General features: G+C 53.7%; 18 protein-coding genes. 16 read left to right on the top strand and 2 right to left on the bottom strand.

The window, feature by feature from the left end; genetic code table 11:
- Nucleotides 1–261: 261 nt before the first annotated feature.
- On the bottom strand, nucleotides 262–2202 hold the full coding sequence (gene csrD, locus HV157_RS16890) for an RNase E specificity factor CsrD (protein ID WP_014171861.1): 1941 nt from the start codon (nucleotides 2200–2202) through the stop codon (nucleotides 262–264).
- A 182-nt stretch (nucleotides 2203–2384) separates the two neighbouring features.
- On the opposite strand from csrD, the gene HV157_RS16885 reads away from it, so the two are divergent.
- From HV157_RS16885 to HV157_RS16820, 14 genes are all read left to right on the top strand, one after another.
- Complete coding sequence (locus tag HV157_RS16885; protein ID WP_020883505.1) at nucleotides 2385–3359, top strand: MDR family oxidoreductase; 975 nt, start codon at nucleotides 2385–2387, stop codon at nucleotides 3357–3359.
- A gap of 77 nt (nucleotides 3360–3436) precedes the next feature.
- A complete protein-coding gene (msrP, locus tag HV157_RS16880; RefSeq protein ID WP_020883504.1) occupies nucleotides 3437–4438 on the top strand; it encodes a protein-methionine-sulfoxide reductase catalytic subunit MsrP in 1002 nt (333 codons plus the stop codon).
- A complete protein-coding gene (msrQ, locus tag HV157_RS16875; protein WP_014171864.1) occupies nucleotides 4439–5038 on the top strand; it encodes a protein-methionine-sulfoxide reductase heme-binding subunit MsrQ in 600 nt (199 codons plus the stop codon).
- 234 nt (nucleotides 5039–5272) lie between these two features.
- Nucleotides 5273–5725: a type II 3-dehydroquinate dehydratase gene (aroQ, locus tag HV157_RS16870; protein ID WP_014171865.1), complete on the top strand. Its 453-nt coding sequence runs from the start codon at nucleotides 5273–5275 to the stop codon at nucleotides 5723–5725.
- Between the two features lie 21 nt (nucleotides 5726–5746).
- The gene (gene accB, locus HV157_RS16865) at nucleotides 5747–6208 is read left to right on the top strand and encodes an acetyl-CoA carboxylase biotin carboxyl carrier protein (protein ID WP_014171866.1); all 462 of its coding nucleotides are present in this window, start codon (nucleotides 5747–5749) and stop codon (nucleotides 6206–6208) included.
- Between the two features lie 10 nt (nucleotides 6209–6218).
- A complete protein-coding gene (accC, locus tag HV157_RS16860) occupies nucleotides 6219–7568 on the top strand; it encodes an acetyl-CoA carboxylase biotin carboxylase subunit (protein WP_020883502.1) in 1350 nt (449 codons plus the stop codon).
- A 110-nt stretch (nucleotides 7569–7678) separates the two neighbouring features.
- On the top strand, nucleotides 7679–7921 hold the full coding sequence (locus HV157_RS16855) for a YhdT family protein (protein WP_006178860.1): 243 nt from the start codon (nucleotides 7679–7681) through the stop codon (nucleotides 7919–7921).
- The gene (gene panF, locus HV157_RS16850; protein ID WP_040018722.1) at nucleotides 7911–9362 is read left to right on the top strand and encodes a sodium/pantothenate symporter; all 1452 of its coding nucleotides are present in this window, start codon (nucleotides 7911–7913) and stop codon (nucleotides 9360–9362) included. The genes HV157_RS16855 and panF overlap by 11 nt, the downstream gene beginning before the upstream one ends.
- Nucleotides 9363–9373: 11 nt before the next feature.
- Nucleotides 9374–10255, top strand: a complete 882-nt coding sequence (gene prmA / locus HV157_RS16845; RefSeq protein ID WP_014171869.1) for a 50S ribosomal protein L11 methyltransferase — start codon at nucleotides 9374–9376, stop codon at nucleotides 10253–10255.
- A 137-nt stretch (nucleotides 10256–10392) separates the two neighbouring features.
- Nucleotides 10393–11133: a carbonic anhydrase family protein gene (locus HV157_RS16840; RefSeq protein ID WP_040018719.1), complete on the top strand. Its 741-nt coding sequence runs from the start codon at nucleotides 10393–10395 to the stop codon at nucleotides 11131–11133.
- A 330-nt stretch (nucleotides 11134–11463) separates the two neighbouring features.
- On the top strand, nucleotides 11464–12429 hold the full coding sequence (gene dusB / locus HV157_RS16835; RefSeq protein ID WP_014171871.1) for a tRNA dihydrouridine synthase DusB: 966 nt from the start codon (nucleotides 11464–11466) through the stop codon (nucleotides 12427–12429).
- A 23-nt stretch (nucleotides 12430–12452) separates the two neighbouring features.
- On the top strand, nucleotides 12453–12749 hold the full coding sequence (gene fis / locus HV157_RS16830) for a DNA-binding transcriptional regulator Fis (protein WP_000462905.1): 297 nt from the start codon (nucleotides 12453–12455) through the stop codon (nucleotides 12747–12749).
- Between the two features lie 180 nt (nucleotides 12750–12929).
- A complete protein-coding gene (locus tag HV157_RS16825; RefSeq protein ID WP_182268736.1) occupies nucleotides 12930–13094 on the top strand; it encodes a DUF2556 family protein in 165 nt (54 codons plus the stop codon).
- A gap of 139 nt (nucleotides 13095–13233) precedes the next feature.
- Complete coding sequence (locus tag HV157_RS16820; RefSeq protein ID WP_182268735.1) at nucleotides 13234–15327, top strand: bifunctional diguanylate cyclase/phosphodiesterase; 2094 nt, start codon at nucleotides 13234–13236, stop codon at nucleotides 15325–15327.
- On the opposite strand, the gene envR is transcribed toward HV157_RS16820, so the two are convergent.
- Nucleotides 15231–15950: an acrEF/envCD operon transcriptional regulator gene (gene envR / locus HV157_RS16815; protein WP_182268734.1), complete on the bottom strand. Its 720-nt coding sequence runs from the start codon at nucleotides 15948–15950 to the stop codon at nucleotides 15231–15233. The genes HV157_RS16820 and envR overlap by 97 nt on opposite strands.
- A 383-nt stretch (nucleotides 15951–16333) precedes the next feature.
- Between envR and HV157_RS16810 the strand changes: the two genes are divergently transcribed.
- Both HV157_RS16810 and HV157_RS16805 read left to right on the top strand, forming a co-directional pair.
- Nucleotides 16334–17473: an efflux RND transporter periplasmic adaptor subunit gene (locus HV157_RS16810; RefSeq protein ID WP_182268733.1), complete on the top strand. Its 1140-nt coding sequence runs from the start codon at nucleotides 16334–16336 to the stop codon at nucleotides 17471–17473.
- A gap of 11 nt (nucleotides 17474–17484) precedes the next feature.
- Nucleotides 17485–20598 carry an efflux RND transporter permease subunit gene (locus tag HV157_RS16805; protein ID WP_182268732.1) on the top strand — a complete coding sequence of 1038 codons (3114 nt, stop codon included), beginning with the start codon at nucleotides 17485–17487 and terminating at the stop codon, nucleotides 20596–20598.
- Nucleotides 20599–20688 lie beyond the last annotated feature (90 nt).

Below are 20688 nucleotides of genomic sequence, written 5' to 3'. Positions count from 1 at the left end.
GCTGGGGCGGAAAACAAAATCCGCTTACTTTACCAACCACACGCAGCAGCGACAAGGCGCAAAAATCATCTGCAGCGGTGAAAATTTGTGCAGTACGTATCCTGATGTTACAAATCTTTCCCTGATTCCCTCAGGGCTGAGTACACAGTAGCGTCCCTCACTGACATTTGTAACCCGCTAAAGGTCGTTCACTGGCTTTTTGCTCGTCATACTCAAAGCTACAGGCGCGATATTCTACGTGAAAACGGATTAAACGGCAGGTCAAACAGAGTATCTTTGCAAATATTTTTTCACATTGGTGTCAAGCGGCTGAGAGGAGGCAAAAAAATCCCCCTGACCGCCCGTCACACCGCGCTCTGTCAACATCTGCCATTCGCTTCTGGAGCGCACGCCCGTGGCAAAGACTTGTGTTCGCGTTCCCTTGCACGCTTCCACCAGACTCTGTACCAGCAGCTGGTTTTCCGTGCGCTTTTCAATGTTCCTTACCAGCCCTGGATGCAGCTTTAATAACTCCACATCCAGTTCCTTAATCCAGTTAGTACTGACCAGCGTTAAACCCGCCTGCGTGACCGCGACACGGGCACCTAGCGCATTAATCAACCGTACTACCGGACGTAACCGGCTGATGTGTTGACCCACATCCGCCTCAGCAAGTTCAAAAATAATGTGTTTGCGTTGCGATTTTTCGCATTGCATTAATGTATCACGCAACCAGCGCTGAAAACGCGGGCGAATTAACGACTCCACGGTAACCTGTAGCGCCAGGTTTTCTTCGGGCCAGAAGGACAAAAACGGCATGAGTCGGGTGATCTGCTGGCGGTCATACTCTTCAGAAAGCCCAAACTGCAGCACCATCGGCAAATATTCCGCGGAGATGACCTCTTCCGTACCGTCAAAAATACGGCACATCAGCTCACGATGATGAACGTTCCCGTTTTTCATCACCGCCGGTTTTTGATAAATGCGCGGCCCGCCGCGGCTGAGCATTTGCTCTATTAACGTTCGCCAGCGCACATTGCCGCGCCCTTTTTCCGGTAACGAATCGTCGTACACAGCCCAGCCGTTAGCGCCCTGCAACACGGCGTTGCGGGTTGCCGCTTCAGCATGTTCCATCACCTGTTCCGTCGACTGGCCGCCGCGCCAGGCACAGATGCCCATATGAACCATATCGTCCCTGTCGAGCATTTTGCTCTGCGGCAGCGCATCCACCGCTTTCAGCAGCTGGCTGGCGATGCTTTCTGACTCTTTCAGCGTACGGTGAGGCAGCAGCACGGCAAAGTCGCTGCGGTGATAACGGGCCAGCAGCGCACCCGGATAACGCATAATAAAGGTGGAGAGCAGGTTGATCAGCGTAAAGAGATTCTCTTCCGCCACGCGCTGTCCCCAGGTATCGCGCAGCAGATCGAAATCGGGCAGGCGAATCATCATGACAACACCGTGCGTCCCGACTTTTTCCGGATCGTCCAGCAACGTGGCCAGTTGATTATCAAAAAAAAGACGGTTGTTCAGCCCGGTTTTATTATCCTGCGCAGCGTAAGAGCGGATCAGCGTGTCCATACGGCTGCGCTGGTCGCTGGCGAACTGAATTTCTGAGAGCAGCGTATCCAGCGCACTGCTGGCACGCGCAGGCCATTCATGGATCGAGCCACGCACCTGCGGGCCGCGTTCACCATTCAGTATACGCACGGAACGCATCTCCAGCAGTTCCTGACCAGAGAGCTGACGGCGCAGCCAGCGAACCGCGAGAAAAATCAGCAGGACAATAAACGCGACGGCGACGGTGAGCGGCGCGGTGGTCATCATCGAGCGGAAGTAGCTGGCCATCGGATCGAGGTAGACCATGTTTATGGTCATGCCCGGGTTTTTAAGGGAATGCACCGTCACTTCCCGGTACTGGCTTACCACGCCCGCAGGCCGATAGCTGTCCTGCCGGGCATGGCTTAAAACATTATGCTTTCCCTGCAGAATGTCGATTTGGACAATATCGACAGGCACCATCAACTCATCCAGCTCGCGGGACAGCGCCGGCAGCGGGGTGGTGAGGAGACGATTATCAATCACCGACGCGACAGACTGCACCCGATTAACCAGCTTGTCCTGAATGGCGTTATAAAAGCTCAGAGAACAGCCAAGGAGCGTGACAAAAATGGTTAGCCCCGTCAGTAAGGTGATAAAAGCCGAGAACTTCGTCGTTAATCGCATCCTTGAGATAACTCCGTGGGTTGAGGGGTTAGCGAGTAAGCGCTAACTTGCATTTCAAATGCGGCATACTATCAAACCTGGCGTATCTGGCAATTTATTGCGTTAAATCGGCATTGCTTTTCCCTGAGGGAGTATAGTCTTCAGGAGCTATTTTCCAATCATCTGAGTCGTGAGGACCCTGTATGCAGGCTTTGATCTTAGAACAGCAGGACGGCAAAACGCTTGCCTCGGTGCAGGCCGTTGAAGAGAGCCGACTGCCGGCAGGCGAAGTGACCGTCGACATCGACTGGTCCAGTTTAAATTATAAAGATGCGCTGGCTATTACCGGGAAGGGTAAAATCATCCGAAATTTCCCTATGGTGCCAGGTATCGATTTTGCGGGCCGGGTTCATGCGAGCGAAGATCCGCGCTTCCATGCCGGCCAGCAGGTGCTGCTCACGGGCTGGGGCGTGGGTGAAAATCACTGGGGTGGGCTGGCGACACAGGCGCGCGTGAAAGGCGACTGGCTGGTGCCGATGCCACAAGGCCTGGATGGTCGTAAAGCGATGATCATCGGTACCGCAGGCTTTACCGCCATGCTGTGCGTGATGGCGCTGGAAGATGCCGGTATTCGCCCTGAATCGGGTGAGATCGTCGTGACCGGTGCCAGCGGTGGTGTGGGCAGCACGGCGGTGACATTGCTGCACAAACTGGGTTACCAGGTTGCGGCAGTTTCCGGGCGCGAGAGCACCCACGCGTACCTGCGTCAGCTCGGCGCTAATCGCATCCTGAGCCGCGACGAGTTTGCCGAAACCCGTCCACTGGAAAAACAGCTCTGGGCAGGTGCGGTAGATACCGTCGGTGACAAAGTGCTGGCAAAAGTGCTGGCGCAGATGAACTACGGCGGCTGCGTGGCAGCCTGTGGTCTGGCGGGCGGTTTTGCCCTGCCCACCACCGTGATGCCCTTTATTCTGCGTAACGTTCGCCTGCAGGGTGTTGATTCCGTGATGACCCCGGCGGCGCGCCGCATTGCAGCCTGGGAACGTCTGCAGCGCGATTTGCCGGACACGTTCTTTACTCAGAGCGCAACCGAAATCACGCTTAGCCAGGCGCCTGAATATGCCAGCAAGATCATGGACAACCAGTTCCACGGCCGCGCGCTGGTGAAAATTGCCTAATCTTCAAATTTTCGTGACATATTCGCGCTAATCCCTCTCCTCCGTCATGCTTAGAAAAACGCATGACGGAGGATGCCATGAAAACCCGAAAACTGACGGAAGCCGACGTAACGTCTGAATCTGTCTTTATGTTACAGCGCCGCCAGATCCTGAAAATGCTTGGCATCAGCGCCACCGCACTGACGCTTTCCCCTGCGGCTCATGCCGACCTGCTCGACTGGTTTAAAGGTAACGATCGCCCGAAAGCCCCTTCTGGCGCCCCGCTCACCTTTACGAAGCCCGCTCAGTGGCAAAACACACTGACGCTGACGCCGGAAGACAAAGTGACCGGCTATAACAATTTCTACGAATTTGGTCTCGATAAGGCCGATCCTGCGGCCAACGCGGGGAGTATGAAAACCGATCCGTGGACGCTGAAAATCGACGGTGAAGTGGCAAAACCGCTGACGCTGGACCATCACGATCTCACCACCCGTTTTCCACTGGAAGAGCGTATCTACCGCATGCGCTGCGTGGAAGCCTGGTCGATGGTCGTGCCCTGGGTAGGCTTCCCGCTGCATAAACTGCTGGCGATGGTTGAACCCACCAGCAACGCAAAATATGTCTCTTTCCAGACGCGCTACGCCCCGGACGAGATGCCGGGCCAGAAAGATCGGTTTATCGGCGGTGGGCTTGCGTATCCGTATGTCGAAGGGTTACGGCTCGACGAAGCGATGCATCCTCTTACGCTGCTGACCGTCGGTGTTTACGGCAAAGCACTCCCGCCGCAGAACGGCGCGCCTGTTCGCTTAACGGTGCCGTGGAAGTACGGTTTTAAAGGGATTAAATCTATCGTCAGCATTAAGCTCACCCGCGAACGTCCCCCCACGACCTGGAACCTGGCGGCGCCCGACGAATATGGCTTTTTTGCCAATGTGAACCCGCACGTCGATCATCCCCGCTGGTCGCAGGCCACCGAGCGATTTATCGGTTCCGGCGGCGCGCTGGATGTGAAGCGTCAGCCAACACTGCTGTTTAACGGCTACGCTGATGAAGTGGCGTCGCTTTACCGTGGCCTTAATTTACGGGAGAACTTCTGAGTGCGTTTAACGGCAAAACAGATAACCTGGCTGAAAGTGCTGTTGCACTTAGCCGGGTTGCTTCCTTTTATCTGGTTATTCTGGGCCGCCAGCCAGGGGCTTTTTAGCGCTGATCCGGCAAAGGATATCCAGCACTTTACCGGTCGGATGGCTCTGAAATTTTTACTGGCGACCTTGCTGGTGTCACCGTTAGCGCGCTACGCTAAACAGCCATTATTGATACGCACCCGCCGGCTTTTGGGGCTATGGTGTTTTGCCTGGGCGACGCTCCATTTGACCAGCTACGCCTTGCTGGAACTGGGCATTAACAACCTGGCACTGCTGGGCCGCGAACTGGTCACCCGTCCGTACCTGACGTTAGGTATCGTGAGCTGGCTGGTGTTACTGGCATTAGCACTGACATCAACGCAATATGCACAACGTACATTGGGCAGGCGCTGGCAACTGCTGCACAACTTCGTCTATCTTGTCGCGATCCTCGCACCCATCCATTATCTGTGGTCGGTGAAGATCCTCTCCCCGCAGCCCATACTCTACGCGCTGCTGGCTGTGGCGCTTTTAGCATGGCGTTACAAGAAGTTCCGTCAGTGGTTGCGATAATTCGCGAAACTGTGCGTTTTCCCGCAGAATCCCTGTCAACCGCGAATCTTTTTCGGATAGCGGTTGATAATCTTCCCTGATAAGACCAGTATTTAGCTGCCAAATGCTACGAAATCGTTATAATGTGCGACTTTGGTTTACCCGACAGCGGTTTTAGGCCTCTGAAAAGGTGACAATCGTGCTTCGAAGGTATATTTTGTTTTTTACCGGAGAATCGCAGGAGATAGCGGCACAATGGCTGATAAGTTCCATATCTTAGTTTTAAACGGACCGAACCTGAACATGCTCGGCACCCGCGAGCCCGAGAAGTACGGCTCGCTAACATTGAGTGAAATTGTTAACCGTCTGAGCACGGAAGCAACGTCGCTGAATGTGGATTTGGATCATTTTCAGTCGAACGCGGAGTACGCAATCATCGACCGTATTCATCAGGCTAAAGACACTGTGGACTATATCCTGATCAATCCGGCCGCGTTTACGCACACCAGTGTTGCTATTCGCGACGCACTGCTCGCAGTGAGTATCCCGTTTATCGAGATCCACCTGAGCAATGTGCACGCCCGAGAGCCGTTCCGCCACCATTCCTATCTATCAGATATCGCCGCTGGCGTTATTTGCGGACTGGGCGCTGACGGCTATTCATACGCTTTACAGACAGCGGTAAAACGCTTGTCACAATCACACTAAACAAGAGTACGGAACCCACTCATGGATATTCGTAAGATTAAAAAACTGATCGAGCTGGTTGAAGAATCAGGCATCTCCGAACTGGAAATTTCTGAAGGCGAAGAGTCTGTACGCATCAGCCGTGCAGCCCCAGCCGCTAGCTTCCCGGTAATGCAGCAGGCTTATGCTGCGCCAGTGCAGCAGCCTGCGCTTTCCGCAGCCGTTGCACCAGCAGCTGAAGCCGCACCTGCCGCTGCAGCAGAAATCAGTGGTCACATCGTACGTTCCCCAATGGTTGGTACTTTCTACCGCACCCCGAGCCCGGACGCGAAAGCGTTCATCGAAGTGGGTCAGAAAGTCAACGCAGGCGATACCCTGTGCATCGTTGAAGCGATGAAAATGATGAACCAGATCGAAGCAGACAAATCAGGCACTGTGAAAGCGATTCTGGTCGAAAGTGGTCAGCCGGTTGAATTTGACGAGCCGCTGGTCGTCATCGAGTAACGAGGCGAACATGCTGGATAAAATTGTTATCGCCAACCGCGGCGAGATTGCACTGCGTATTCTTCGTGCCTGTAAAGAACTGGGCATCAAGACCGTCGCTGTGCACTCAAGCGCGGATCGCGATTTAAAACACGTATTGCTGGCGGATGAGACGGTCTGTATTGGCCCGGCTCCGTCCGTAAAAAGCTATCTGAACATCCCGGCTATCATCAGCGCCGCTGAAATCACCGGCGCGGTGGCAATTCATCCGGGTTATGGCTTCCTCTCTGAGAACGCCAACTTTGCTGAGCAGGTTGAGCGCTCTGGCTTTATCTTCATCGGCCCGAAAGCTGACACTATCCGCCTGATGGGCGATAAAGTGTCCGCAATCACCGCGATGAAAAAAGCCGGTGTTCCAACCGTACCGGGCTCTGACGGTCCTCTGACCGACGACATGGATGCTAACCGTGCTCATGCGAAACGCATTGGCTATCCGGTTATCATCAAGGCGTCCGGCGGCGGCGGCGGTCGCGGTATGCGCGTTGTGCGTAGCGATGCTGAACTGGCTCAGTCCATCTCCATGACCAAAGCGGAAGCGAAAGCAGCTTTCAGCAATGACATGGTGTACATGGAAAAATACCTGGAAAACCCACGCCATATCGAAATTCAGGTGCTGGCTGACGGTCAGGGTAACGCTATCTATCTGGCAGAACGTGACTGCTCCATGCAGCGTCGTCACCAGAAAGTGGTTGAAGAAGCGCCAGCACCGGGCATTACGCCGGAACTGCGTCGCTACATCGGCGAGCGTTGTGCTAAAGCCTGTGTCGATATCGGCTATCGCGGTGCGGGTACTTTCGAGTTCCTGTTCGAAAACGGCGAGTTTTACTTCATTGAGATGAACACCCGTATTCAGGTAGAACACCCGGTTACCGAAATGATCACCGGCGTTGACCTGATCAAAGAACAGCTGCGTATCGCTGCGGGTCAGCCTCTGTCCATCAAACAGGAAGAAGTTGTGGTCAAAGGCCATGCGGTGGAATGCCGTATCAACGCCGAAGACCCGAATACCTTCCTGCCAAGCCCGGGTAAAATCACGCGTTTCCACGCGCCGGGTGGCTTTGGTGTGCGTTGGGAGTCTCATATCTACGCGGGTTACACCGTACCGCCGTACTATGACTCCATGATCGGTAAGCTTATCTGCTACGGCGAAAACCGTGACGTGGCAATTGCCCGCATGAAGAACGCCCTGCAGGAGCTGATCATCGACGGTATCAAAACCAACGTTGAACTGCAGATGCGTATCATGAGCGACGAGCACTTCCAGAATGGTGGGACTAACATCCACTATCTGGAGAAAAAACTCGGTCTGCAAGAGAAGTAAGCGCGCAGTCACGCCAAAAAGGCCGGATAATCCGGCCTTTTTTTATTTCTGGGGATCGGAAAGCCCCATCATGTACAATCCCCGCTTTATTCATCCACAAGGGACAAAAAATGGACAAGCGTTTTGTTCAGGCCCATAAAGAAGCGCGATGGGCGCTGTGGCTGACCCTTCTCTATCTTGCCGCATGGTTGGTGACCGCTTACTTACCTGACTCGGCTATCGGCATTACCGGCCTGCCTCACTGGTTCGAAATGGCCTGCCTGCTGGTGCCGCTGGTCTTTATCCTGCTGTGCTGGGCAATGGTGAAATTTATCTACCGGGATATCCCGCTGGAGGATGATGATGCAGCTTGAAGTCATTCTGCCGCTGGTCGCGTATCTGGTGGTCGTGTTTGGTTTGTCCGTTTATGCAATGCGTAAGAGAACCACCGGCACTTTCCTGAATGAGTATTTCCTCGGCAGTCGCTCGATGGGCGGTGTCGTGCTGGCCATGACGCTTACCGCCACCTATATCAGCGCCAGCTCGTTTATCGGTGGCCCCGGTGCAGCCTATAAATACGGGTTAGGTTGGGTGCTGCTGGCAATGATTCAACTGCCTGCCGTCTGGCTCTCGCTGGGTATACTGGGTAAAAAGTTTGCCATTCTGGCACGCCGTTATAACGCCGTGACGCTCAACGATATGCTGTTTGCGCGCTACCAGAGCCGTCTGCTGGTGTGGCTGGCAAGCTTAAGCCTGCTGGTCGCGTTTATTGGTGCAATGACGGTGCAGTTCATCGGCGGGGCACGTCTGCTGGAAACCGCTGCTGGGATCCCCTATGAGACGGGCCTTATCATCTTTGGGGTGAGCATTGCGCTGTATACCGCGTTTGGCGGATTTCGCGCCAGCGTGCTGAACGATACGCTGCAGGGGATGGTGATGCTCGTTGGCACAATCGTTCTGCTGGTGGGAATTGTTCACGCCGCAGGTGGTCTGAGCCATGCCGTTGAAACTCTGGAAGCGATTGACCCGAAACTGATTTCCCCGCAGGGTGCGGATGATATCCTTTCGCCAACATTTATGACGTCGTTCTGGGTGCTGGTGTGCTTTGGTGTTATTGGCCTGCCGCATACCGCCGTGCGTTGTATTTCATATAAAGACAGCAAAGCCGTTCACCGGGGTATTATTATCGGGACGATCGTTGTTGCAATCCTGATGTTCGGCATGCATCTGGCGGGTGCGTTAGGACGTGCTGTGATCCCCGACCTTACGGTTCCCGATTTGGTGATCCCAACCCTGATGGTCAAAGTGCTTCCGCCTTTTGCCGCGGGGATATTCCTCGCCGCGCCAATGGCCGCCATAATGTCGACCATTAACGCCCAGCTACTGCAGAGTTCCGCTACGATCATTAAAGATCTCTATCTGAACCTGCGTCCTGAGCAGGTTCAAAATGAACGACGCCTGAAGCGTATGTCGGCGGTGATTACGCTCGTTTTAGGCGCGCTGCTGCTGTTAGCCGCATGGCGTCCGCCGGAGATGATCATCTGGCTGAACCTGCTGGCGTTTGGCGGCCTTGAAGCCGTCTTCCTGTGGCCGCTGGTATTGGGCCTCTACTGGGAGCGCGCCAACGCTGCCGGCGCCCTGAGCGGCATGATTGTCGGCGGTGTGCTGTATGCCGTGCTAGCTACATTTAAAATTCAGTACCTGGGCTTCCATCCTATTGTGCCTTCGTTACTGTTAAGTTTACTGGCGTTTGTGGTCGGGAACCGTTTCGGTCAGCCTGTCCCACAGCCCGCTACGATTTCTACTGATAAATAAAGAGTTTTGCCATGCCGTGGATCCAACTAAAACTGAATACAACCGGCGCTAACGCCGAAGAGCTAAGCGATGCGCTGATGGAAGCCGGTTCGGTCTCCATCACCTTCCAGGACACGCATGACACGCCGGTGTTTGAGCCACTGCCGGGCGAAACTCGCCTGTGGGGTGATACCGACGTTATTGGCCTGTTTGATGCAGAAACTGACATGAAAGAGGTTGTCGCGATCCTGGAAAATCATCCGCTGCTGGGTGCGGGTTTTGCACACAAAATCGAACAGCTGGAAGACAAAGACTGGGAACGCGAGTGGATGGATAACTTCCACCCGATGCAGTTCGGTAAACGTCTGTGGATCTGCCCGAGCTGGCGTGACGTTCCGGATGAAAACGCGGTAAACGTGATGCTGGATCCGGGCCTGGCATTTGGGACCGGTACTCACCCGACGACTTCTCTGTGCCTGCAGTGGCTGGACAGTCTGGATCTGGACGGCAAGACGGTGATCGACTTCGGATGCGGCTCCGGGATCCTCGCTATCGCGGCGCTGAAACTGGGGGCGGCCAAAGCTATTGGGATCGATATCGATCCACAGGCTATTCAGGCCAGCCGTGATAACGCTGAACGCAACGGCGTTTCTGACCGCCTTGAACTGTATCTGCCGGATGCGCAGCCAGAAGCCATGAAAGCCGATGTGGTGGTGGCGAACATTCTGGCCGGCCCATTACGCGAACTGGCCCCGTTAATCAGCGTGCTGCCCGTTGACGGCGGTCTGCTGGGGCTTTCCGGGATCCTGGCAAGCCAGGCTGACAGCGTTTGCGAAGCCTACGCCGATCTTTTCGCCCTCGACCCGGTGGTCGAAAAAGAAGAGTGGTGTCGTATTACGGGCCGTAAAAAGTAAGCCATTGGCGTGGTCATCTGACCACGCCTCTCTTCCTCCGATAATCCTCTCTTCCCGTGCCCTTCTCCGGTAAAATACCCACACAAATCATATTGATAACAATGGTTTGAACCACAATAATTCACCGGAAGAATACTATGACCCACTTTACTGGCAAGGCAGCGCTCTTTGCGCTGAGCATTATCTCGGCTTCAGCCTGCGCATCACACTGGAGCTACGAAGGCGAAGGCGCACCGGAACACTGGGGCGAACTGGACGAGGCTTACAAAACCTGTCAAAGCGGGATGAACCAGTCCCCCATCAACATTGAATCCACCGCGAACGCGCACCTCTCCCCGCTGCAAACGCATTACATTGATGGCCCTGTGACGCTGACGAACAACGGCCACACCATTCAGGCAAGTGAAAAGCCGGAAACCCGCGATACCCTTACCCTCGATAAGCAAACCTGGACCCTGCAACAGTTCCATTTCCACGCCCCGAGCGAAAACACCGTACATGGCAAGAAATTTGCGATGGAAATGCATCTGGTGCACAAAAACGCGGCCGGAGAGCTGGCGGTGGTGGCGGTCATGTTCGATAAAGGGGCCGCGAACCCGGAGCTGGATAAGCTGTGGAGCGTCATGCCTGAGCAGGCCGAACAGAACGTCTCGATTAAGCAAGATCTCAATCTGAACAAGCTGATTCCAAAAGATAAAACGTACTGGCGCTTTAGCGGCTCGCTGACCACACCGCCGTGCTCAGAGGGGGTAACCTGGATTGTACTGAAGCACCCGCTGACCGTCTCTGCAGAGCAGCTTGAGAAATTCTCCCACACGATGCACCACGAAAATAACCGCCCGGTACAACCCCTTCATGGTCGCGTAGTCGTCGAATAATGCGCATTTTTCGCATGCAGATCATGTTCTAAAATGCGACTCAGATCGCAAACAAGCGGGATAATCTGCTGCTAAAAACAGCAGATTATCCCGCTCAAGTGATGCATTTATTCAGAAATGATGAGAAGTTACGGGAAATTGTAAGCGGCTATAAAATAATCATTACATCATAACTTTATGATTTAACAGGTTTATAATTTTCACCTGAAGGACAGAGCGGCGATTCCTTGATCTACAACAGTGGATTGTTCAAAGTTTGGCCTTTCATCTCGTGCAAAAAATGCGTAATATACGCCGCCTTGCAGTCACAGTATGGTCATTTCTTAACTCATGCGCATCGGACACTACCAGCTCAGAAATCGCCTGATCGCAGCCCCAATGGCAGGTATTACCGACCGGCCGTTCAGGACGCTGTGCTATGAGATGGGGGCAGGTTTAACCGTTTCCGAGATGATGTCGTCTAACCCACAAGTGTGGGAAAGCGATAAGTCCCGCCTTCGGATGGTGCACGTTGATGAACCAGGTATTCGCACCGTGCAAATTGCCGGAAGCGTGCCTGAAGAGATGGCAGATGCCGCGCGGATTAACGTGGAAAGTGGCGCCCAGATTATTGATATCAATATGGGGTGCCCGGCCAAGAAAGTGAATCGCAAGCTTGCAGGTTCAGCCCTTCTGCAATACCCCGACCAGGTGAAGTCTATCCTGACCGCGGTTGTCAGCGCAGTGGACGTTCCTGTTACGTTGAAGATTCGCACGGGTTGGTCGCCGGAACACCGTAACTGTGTAGAGATTGCCCAACTGGCCGAAGACTGTGGCATTCAGGCCCTGACCATCCATGGACGCACTCGCGCCTGTTTGTTCAATGGTGAAGCTGAATACGACAGCATTCGGGCAGTTAAGCAGAAAGTTTCCATTCCGGTTATCGCGAATGGTGACATTACTGACCCGCTTAAAGCCAGAGCTGTGCTCGACTATACGGGAGCTGATGCTCTGATGATAGGACGTGCCGCTCAGGGAAGACCCTGGATCTTTCGGGAAATCCAGCATTATCTGGACACTGGGGAGTTGCTTGCCCCACTGCCACTGGCAGAGGTAAAGCGCTTGCTTTGTTCGCATGTTCGGGAATTGCATGACTTTTATGGTCAGGCAAAAGGGTACCGAATTGCGCGTAAACACGTATCCTGGTATCTCCAGGAGCACGCTCCAAATGACCAGTTTCGGCGCACATTCAACGCCATAGAGGATGCCAGCGTACAGCTGGAGGCGTTGGAGGCATACTTCGAAAATCTTGCGTAATGAAATAAAGAGCTGACAGAACTATGTTCGAACAACGCGTAAATTCTGACGTACTGACCGTTTCTACCGTTAACTCTCAGGATCAGGTAACTCAAAAGCCCCTGCGTGACTCGGTTAAACAGGCACTGAAGAACTATTTTGCTCAACTGAACGGTCAGGATGTTAATGACCTGTATGAGCTGGTACTGGCTGAAGTTGAACAGCCACTGTTGGACATGGTGATGCAATACACCCGCGGTAACCAAACCCGCGCTGCCCTGATGATGGGTATCAACCGTGGTACACTGCGTAAGAAACTGAAAAAATACGGCATGAACTAATTTCGGTTAGCGAAATGCTTGTTTAAAAAGGCGCTACCTGGCATGGGGATGCGCCTTTTTTATTGCCCGCGCCTGTCACCGTCAAGGCTGTGTAAACCTTCGTTTATCCCCCTTTTAAACCGCGACTTTTCGTGTATATTTCCACCACCTCACTGAACCTCTTCGCCCGGAACGATACGCATGATTCGTAAATACTGGTGGCTGGTTGTATTTGCTGTCTCGATTTTCCTCTTCGACGCGCTCCTGATGCAGTGGATTGAACTGATGAGCACTGAAGCCGATAAGTGTCGCAATATGAATTCCGTAAATCCGCTAAAATTAGTGAACTGCTCAGAACTCGACTAACCGCCTGACGTCGCTAAACTCACTGTTATGACCTACTAAAAACGGGGATTTAAATCCCTTTGAGCCGTTACCTTACGATGATAATGTCTCGCCCTTCTCAACCGCGCCTGCGTAACCTCACACTCGAGTAGAACCGATCATGCTGGTTAGCCAATACAACCATATCCTCGTCGTCCTCTCCTTTGTTGTTGCTATCCTTGCTGCCTATACCGCGCTGAATATGGCTGCACGTGTTGCCGGGAGTCAGGGCGTGGCTGCGCGCGTCTGGCTGGCCGGCGGCGGTATTGCCATGGGGATTGGCGTGTGGGCCATGCATTTTATCGGCATGCTGGCGATGGACCTCTCCATGAGCATGCGCTACAACGCGACCCTGACGGTGCTATCCATGGTTATCGCCGTGGGCTCGTCACTGTTTGCGCTGTGGCTCGTTAGCTGTGAGCAGTTACGTTTGCGCCGTCTGCTGCCCGGTGCGTTAGTGATGGGCTGCGGCATTGTGGCGATGCATTACACCGGCATGGCGGCGCTGGAAGTCTCTCCCGGTATTATCTGGGACAAAACATGGGTGGCCATTTCGGTTGTCATTGCGCTTGCGGCTTCGCTCGCCGCATTATGGCTGACGTTCCGCTTGCGGCATGAAGCGTCTCAGGTGTCGCTGATGCGTTTTGCCGCCGCCGTTACGATGGGGATCGCCATTGCCGGTATGCACTATGCCGGGATGAAAGCCGCTCAGTTCCCCATGTCGACCATGACACACCATGAAGGTATTAACGGCAGCTGGCTGGCAGTACTGGTCAGCGTCGTCGCACTCGCCATACTGGGGATCACGCTGCTGGTCTCGATGCTGGATGCCCGCCTTCAGGCACGAACCTCCCTTCTGGCCTCATCCCTTGCAGAAGCGAACCGCGAACTCGCTCAACTGGCTTTGCAGGATACGCTGACGCGTCTGCCGAACCGTGTTTTGCTGGAGGACCGACTCGATCAGGCCATCAGCAAAGCTGACCGTGAAGGCACCCATTTTGCACTGATGTTCATGGATCTCGACGGATTTAAAACCATCAACGATGCGTACGGCCATGATGTCGGTGACAGACTGCTTGTCGCCGTGACGCAGCGCCTGCTCACGCCCCTGAAGGGTCAGTTCACCCTTGCCCGTATCGGTGGTGATGAGTTTGTTCTTCTGGCTGAAGGAGAAGGTCCGGATGATGCGGCCTCGCTGGCCAACTCGCTGGTTCGCGCTATCGATAGCCCATTCAATCTGGATCCCTATGAACTGGTGGTAACCCTTAGCATTGGTATCGCGCTCTATCCCCACGACGGTAAAACCGAGCGCGAGCTGATGTTTAACGCTGATGCGGCGATGTACCACACGAAGCACATGGGACGAAACGGTTATCACTTTTTCCAGCCCTCCATGAACACCCTGGCGCAGACCCATCTCCAGTTGATGAACGATCTGTGGCTGGCTATCGATCGTAATGAACTGCGCCTGCTTTATCAGCCAAAATTCCACGCACCGGCGGGTCCTGTCCTTGGGTTCGAGGCGCTATTGCGCTGGCAACACCCGAAACAGGGATTACTGACGCCAGACCTGTTCCTGCCGCTGGCGGAAAAAACGGGGCTGATCATCCCGATTGGCAACTGGGTGCTTAATGAGGCCTGCCGTCAGTTGCGGGAGTGGCACCTTCAGGGGCATCAAAACTGGTCGATGGCGGTGAACCTGTCGACACTGCAGTTTGAACAACCTTCACTGGTTAAAACGGTGCTCGACTGCCTGACGCGTCACAACGTACCGCCGGAGATGCTGATCCTTGAAGTGACGGAAACCACGGCGATGAGCAACCCGGATGAGAGTGTGCGCGTACTGACAGAGCTGACGGACGCGGGCGTGAAAGCGTCCATTGATGATTTTGGTACCGGTTATTCCAGCCTGCTTTATCTCAAGCGCCTGCCGGCCTGTGAATTGAAAATCGACAGAGCGTTCGTGAAAGAGTTAAGCGGTGAAAGCGAAGACGCCACCATTGTCTCAGCGATTGTGGCCCTGGCAAAAACGCTAAATCTGAAAGTCGTGGCGGAAGGGGTGGAAACCGAAGCACAGCAAACCTTTTTGACGGCGCTGGGCTGCAACACGCTTCAGGGCTATCTGTTGGGCAAACCGGTCAGTGCACAGACCATCGAAGCGCTCTGCGCGCAAGGGGAAATGTTACCTGGCGCTGAGCTAAAATCATCCTCATGAGGCGACACCCGCACGACAGGGAGTGTCGCCAGAATGCTATCGACCAGCGCAGGAGCCTGCTGGTAAAGATTAAAACTGCTGTTATTCATTAACCAGTTTTTAATGATTCCGCTGAAAAAACCGTGGAAAACAATCAGGGTCAGATCAACATTTACCTGTGACGAAATGAGGTTCCGCGAAATACAGTCCTGCAACGTGGCACGTAAAGACTCATAATTAAAACCAATACGTTTTCTGATTTCACACTCTGAAATCATATCGCTATTAAATTCACACTTATGATACAAGATTTGCAAAAGAGCGCATTGCCGAGGCTCATGTGCAATATATTGCAACGCAGCAATAAATTGCTCACGAAGCATTAACAAGGGATCGCTGCCCGCAGAAAGAGAAAGTCTGTCACGAATGATGTCACGAAACGGTAATTGCTGTTCCCAGATGGCATTAAATATTTCTGATTTACTGGTAAAATGCCAGTAGATGGCACCCCGTGTAACATTTGCTGCATCCGCGATATCCGTCAGCGTCGTGTTCGCCACGCCCCGCGTCGCAAACTGCCCGATAGCCGCTTCAATCAGCTGCTGACGGGTCTGTTGAGCCTCTTCTTTCTTTTTACGCACCATAGACGACTACTCGTTACTCGCAAGGTTTATATTTACACGGATCAGGTACACGAAAGTATTCACTACTTTGCGTTTTAATTTTGCACAAAAAAAGTCAAATCGCTTAATTAATAATTAAGACAAATGCATAGATATAATTAAATTCATGAGATGAATAATTGAACCACGTTAAATGCCATTTATCTGATTAACCGGCCAGAAGTATATCCCCGCTAACACCAGGTTTGATTCTGATTTTTGCCTTAAGGCCTGTTCATTCGCACTTATAAATTAAAAAACATTAATTACCCTCATTATTATACGCCCTACATTTTATTTTTATCCCTCTGCCCTGCTACCGATTCACGGCAAATATCGGTTCATGGGTATTTAAAGGAACAGTAATGACGAATTATTTCAGACGTTTGCCCTTATCCGGTTTTATTGTCTGCGCGGTACTGCTCACTGGATGCGATGGTCAGGAAAACCAACCACCGCATCCGCAGGCGCCTCAGGTCAGCGTGCATATTGTGAAAAGCGCCCCTCTGGCTGTCACAATCGAACTCCCGGGCAGAACAGATGCCTTTCGCGTTGCGGAGGTTCGTCCTCAGGTGAGCGGCATCATATTGCGTCGTAACTTCACAGAGGGAAGCGATGTAAAAGCCGGCGAGTCACTTTATCAGATCGATCCTGCCACCTATCAGGCCGCGTATGACAACGCGAAAGGTGAACTCGCGAAGGCCCAGGCGGCGGCTAACATTGCGCACCTGACGGTAAAACGTTATCTCACGCTGGTTGGCACGCAGTATGTCAGCAAGCAGGAATACGACCAGGCCGTGGCGACAGCGCAGCAAGCAGATGCCAGCGTCGTTGCCGCACAGGCAGGCGTTGAAAGCGCGCGCATTAATCTTGCCTATACCAAAGTGACGTCTCCCGTCGAGGGTCGCATCGGTAAATCCAGCGTCACCGAAGGCGCACTGGTGACCAACGGGCAAGCCGCAGCCCTGGCAACGGTTCAGCAGCTTGATCCGATGTATGTCGACGTCACCCAGTCCAGCAGTGATTTTATGCGTCTGAAGCAGACGAGCCTGCAAAAAGGAGAGGCCACCAGCACCGTTGAGCTGGTGATGGAGAATGGTCAGCCCTACCCGTTGAAAGGTACGCTGCAGTTCTCGGATGTCACGGTCGACGAAAGTACCGGCTCTATCACCTTACGCGCGATTTTCCCAAACCCACAGCACCTGCTGTTGCCTGGCATGTTTGTCCGGGCCCGCATTGATGAAGGCACACAGCCTGATGCGATTCTGGTCCCACAACAAGGCGTGACCCGCACGCCGCGCGGTGATGCATCCGTTCTGGTGGTTAACGATAAAAACCAGGTTGAGTCACGTACCGTCGTTGCCCCTCAGGCGATTGGCGATCGCTGGCTGGTGACGGAAGGACTGAAAAATGGCGACCGCGTCATTGTCAGCGGCTTACAAAAAGTCAGACCGGGCGCTACCGTCGTCGCGACGCCTGATACCACCACGACTCCAGCCGGTTAAGGGACGACGACATGGCTAATTTCTTTATCCAACGGCCGGTTTTCGCCTGGGTGCTTGCCATCATTTTGATGATTGCAGGCGGGCTGGCTATTCTCAAACTGCCCATCGCGCAGTATCCGACCATTGCCCCTCCCGCCGTGGCTATCACCGCAACGTATCCGGGTGCTGATGCGCAAACGGTGCAGGATACCGTAACGCAGGTTATCGAACAGAACATGAACGGTATCGATAACCTGATGTATATGTCATCCACCAGCGATTCCGCAGGTAATGTCACCATCACGTTGACCTTCCAGTCTGGAACAGACCCGGACATTGCGCAGGTACAGGTGCAGAACAAACTGCAGCTCGCCATGCCGCTGCTACCCCAAGAGGTCCAGCAGCAAGGGATCGGTGTTGAGAAGTCCAGCAGCAGCTTCCTGCTGGTCGCAGGCTTTGTTTCCGATAACAAAGACCTCACGCAGGATGACATCTCTGACTATGTCGCGTCTAACGTGAAAGATGCCATTAGCCGCACCACGGGAGTTGGTGATGTGCAGCTGTTTGGTGCCCAGTATGCGATGCGCATCTGGCTCGACAGCAACGCGATGAACAAATACCAGCTGACGCCACTGGATGTGATTAATCAGCTGAAAACGCAGAACGACCAGATAGCGGCCGGCCAATTAGGCGGAACGCCGTCAGTACCGGGGCAGCAGTTGAACGCCTCGATCATTGCACAAACGCGTCTGAAATCTCCGGAAGAGTTTGGCCGCGTGACGCTCAAGGTGAACCAGGACGGCTCCATGGTTCATCTGAAAGATGTGGCCCGCATTGAGCTGGGTGGCGAAAACTACAATATGGTCACCAAAATCAACGGGCAAGCGGCAACCGGCCTGGGGATTAAGCTGGCTACCGGTGCAAACGCACTGGACACGGCCGCCGCCATCAAGAGTAAACTGGCCCAGCTCCAGCAGTTCTTCCCGCAGGGGCTGAAAGTAGTCTACCCCTATGACACCACGCCTTTTGTGAAGATCTCTATCCACGAAGTGGTGAAAACGCTGTTCGAAGCGATCATTCTCGTCTTCCTGGTGATGTATCTTTTCCTGCAAAACCTGCGGGCGACGCTTATCCCGACAATTGCGGTGCCGGTCGTGCTGTTGGGTACGTTTGCGATCCTGGCGGCGTTCGGTTTCTCCATCAACACCCTGACCATGTTCGGTATGGTGCTGGCGATTGGCCTGCTGGTTGATGACGCCATCGTGGTGGTTGAGAACGTCGAACGCGTCATGGTTGAGGACAAGCTGCCGCCAAAAGAGGCGACACAGAAGTCGATGGGGCAGATACAGGGCGCACTGGTGGGTATCGCCATGGTGCTCTCGGCGGTCTTTATCCCCATGGCCTTTTTTGGCGGTTCAACGGGAGCCATCTATCGTCAGTTCTCGCTGACCATTGTCTCGGCTATGGCGCTGTCAGTGCTGGTCGCTCTGATTCTGACACCGGCCCTGTGCGCCACCTTGCTTAAGCCCGTCTCCAGCGATCGCCACGAAAAGAAAGGTGGCTTCTTCGGCTGGTTTAATGCGCTCTTTGACCGGAGCGTGGAGCATTACAGCAACAGCGTAAGCGGCATTTTGCGTAAGACCGGGCGCTATCTGGTGGTATACGTCATCATCGTCGGTGGTATGGCTGTACTGTTCCTGCGCTTACCCACCTCCTTCCTGCCCGAAGAGGATCAGGGGGTATTTATGACTATGGTCCAGCTCCCCGCCGGAGCCACCCAGATGCGAACCCAGCAGGTGCTTGACCAGGTTCAAAATTATTATCTCAACAACGAGAAGGCTAACGTTGAATCGGTGTTTACCGTGAACGGCTTTAGCTTTAGTGGTCAGGGTCAGAACTCCGGTATTGCGTTCGTTAGCCTAAAGCCCTGGGAAGCGCGTCCCGGAGCAGAAAATAGCGTTGAGGCGATCGTAAGGCGTGCGACGAAGGCCTTCAGTCAGATTAAAGATGGCCTCGTGTTCCCGTTTAACCTGCCAGCGATTATCGAGCTGGGTACCGCAACGGGCTTTGACTTTGAGTTGATTGATCAAGCTAACCTGGGGCATACCCAACTGACCCAGGCGCGTAATCAACTGCTCGGCATGGTGAAAGCGCACCCCGATCTGCTGGTTCGCGTTCGTCCTAACGGTCTGGAAGATACCCCACAGTTCAAACTGGATGTCGATCAGGAGAAGGCACAGGCGCTGGGCGTCAGCCTCTCTGACATCAACCAGACGATCTCGACGGCATTGGGGGGAACCTATGTGAACGACTTTATCGATCATGGACGCGTGAAAAAAGTGTACGTCCAGGCCGACGCTCACTTCCGTATGTTGCCAGGGGACATCAACAACCTCTACGTGCGCAGCGCGAATGGTGAAATGGTGCCGTTCTCCTCCTTTAGCAGCTCGCACTGGGTGTATGGCTCGCCTCGCCTGGAGCGCTACAACGGAATGCCTTCGATGGAGATCCTCGGTGAGTCCGCGCCGGGTAAAAGTACCGGTGAGGCGATGGCCTTGATGGAGAACCTCGCCGCAAAACTGCCTTCCGGTATCGGCCATGACTGGACGGGAATGTCTTATCAGGAACGACTGTCTGGTAACCAGGCACCTGCCCTGTACGCCATTTCACTGATTGTGGTGTTCCTGTGCCTGGCTGCGCTTTATGAAAGCTGGTCTATTCCCTTCTCGGTCATGCTGGTTGTGCCGCTGGGTGTCACGGGCGCGCTTCTCGCCGCATCGATTCGCGGGTTAAATAATGATGTCTATTTCCAGGTCGGCCTGCTGACAACGATTGGTCTGTCGGCGAAAAACGCCATTCTGATCGTCGAGTTTGCTAAGGATCTGATGGATAAAGAAGGTAAAGGGATCATTGAAGCCACACTGGAAGCATCCAGAATGCGCCTTCGACCGATCCTGATGACGTCGCTGGCCTTTATCCTTGGCGTGATGCCACTGGTCATCAGCAGAGGAGCCGGGAGCGGCGCGCAAAATGCTGTCGGGACAGGTGTTATGGGAGGGATGCTTTCCGCAACGCTTCTGGCCATTTTCTTCGTGCCCGTCTTCTTTGTGGTTGTCCGGCGCCGGTTTACGAAACATAAAGAGTAATGTTTCTCAAAAAAGGCACCTCAGGTGCCTTTTTTATTTTTAGCATAAACAATGAATTAGATATGTCATAATCACAGCATTAATAGTTAA

It is taken from the genome of Enterobacter sp. RHBSTW-00318 (genome assembly GCF_014101375.1).
Classification (GTDB): Bacteria; Pseudomonadota; Gammaproteobacteria; order Enterobacterales; family Enterobacteriaceae; genus Enterobacter; species Enterobacter ludwigii.
Note: the sequence above shows the minus strand (reverse complement) of the source record. Positions and strands in the feature narration are given on the sequence as shown.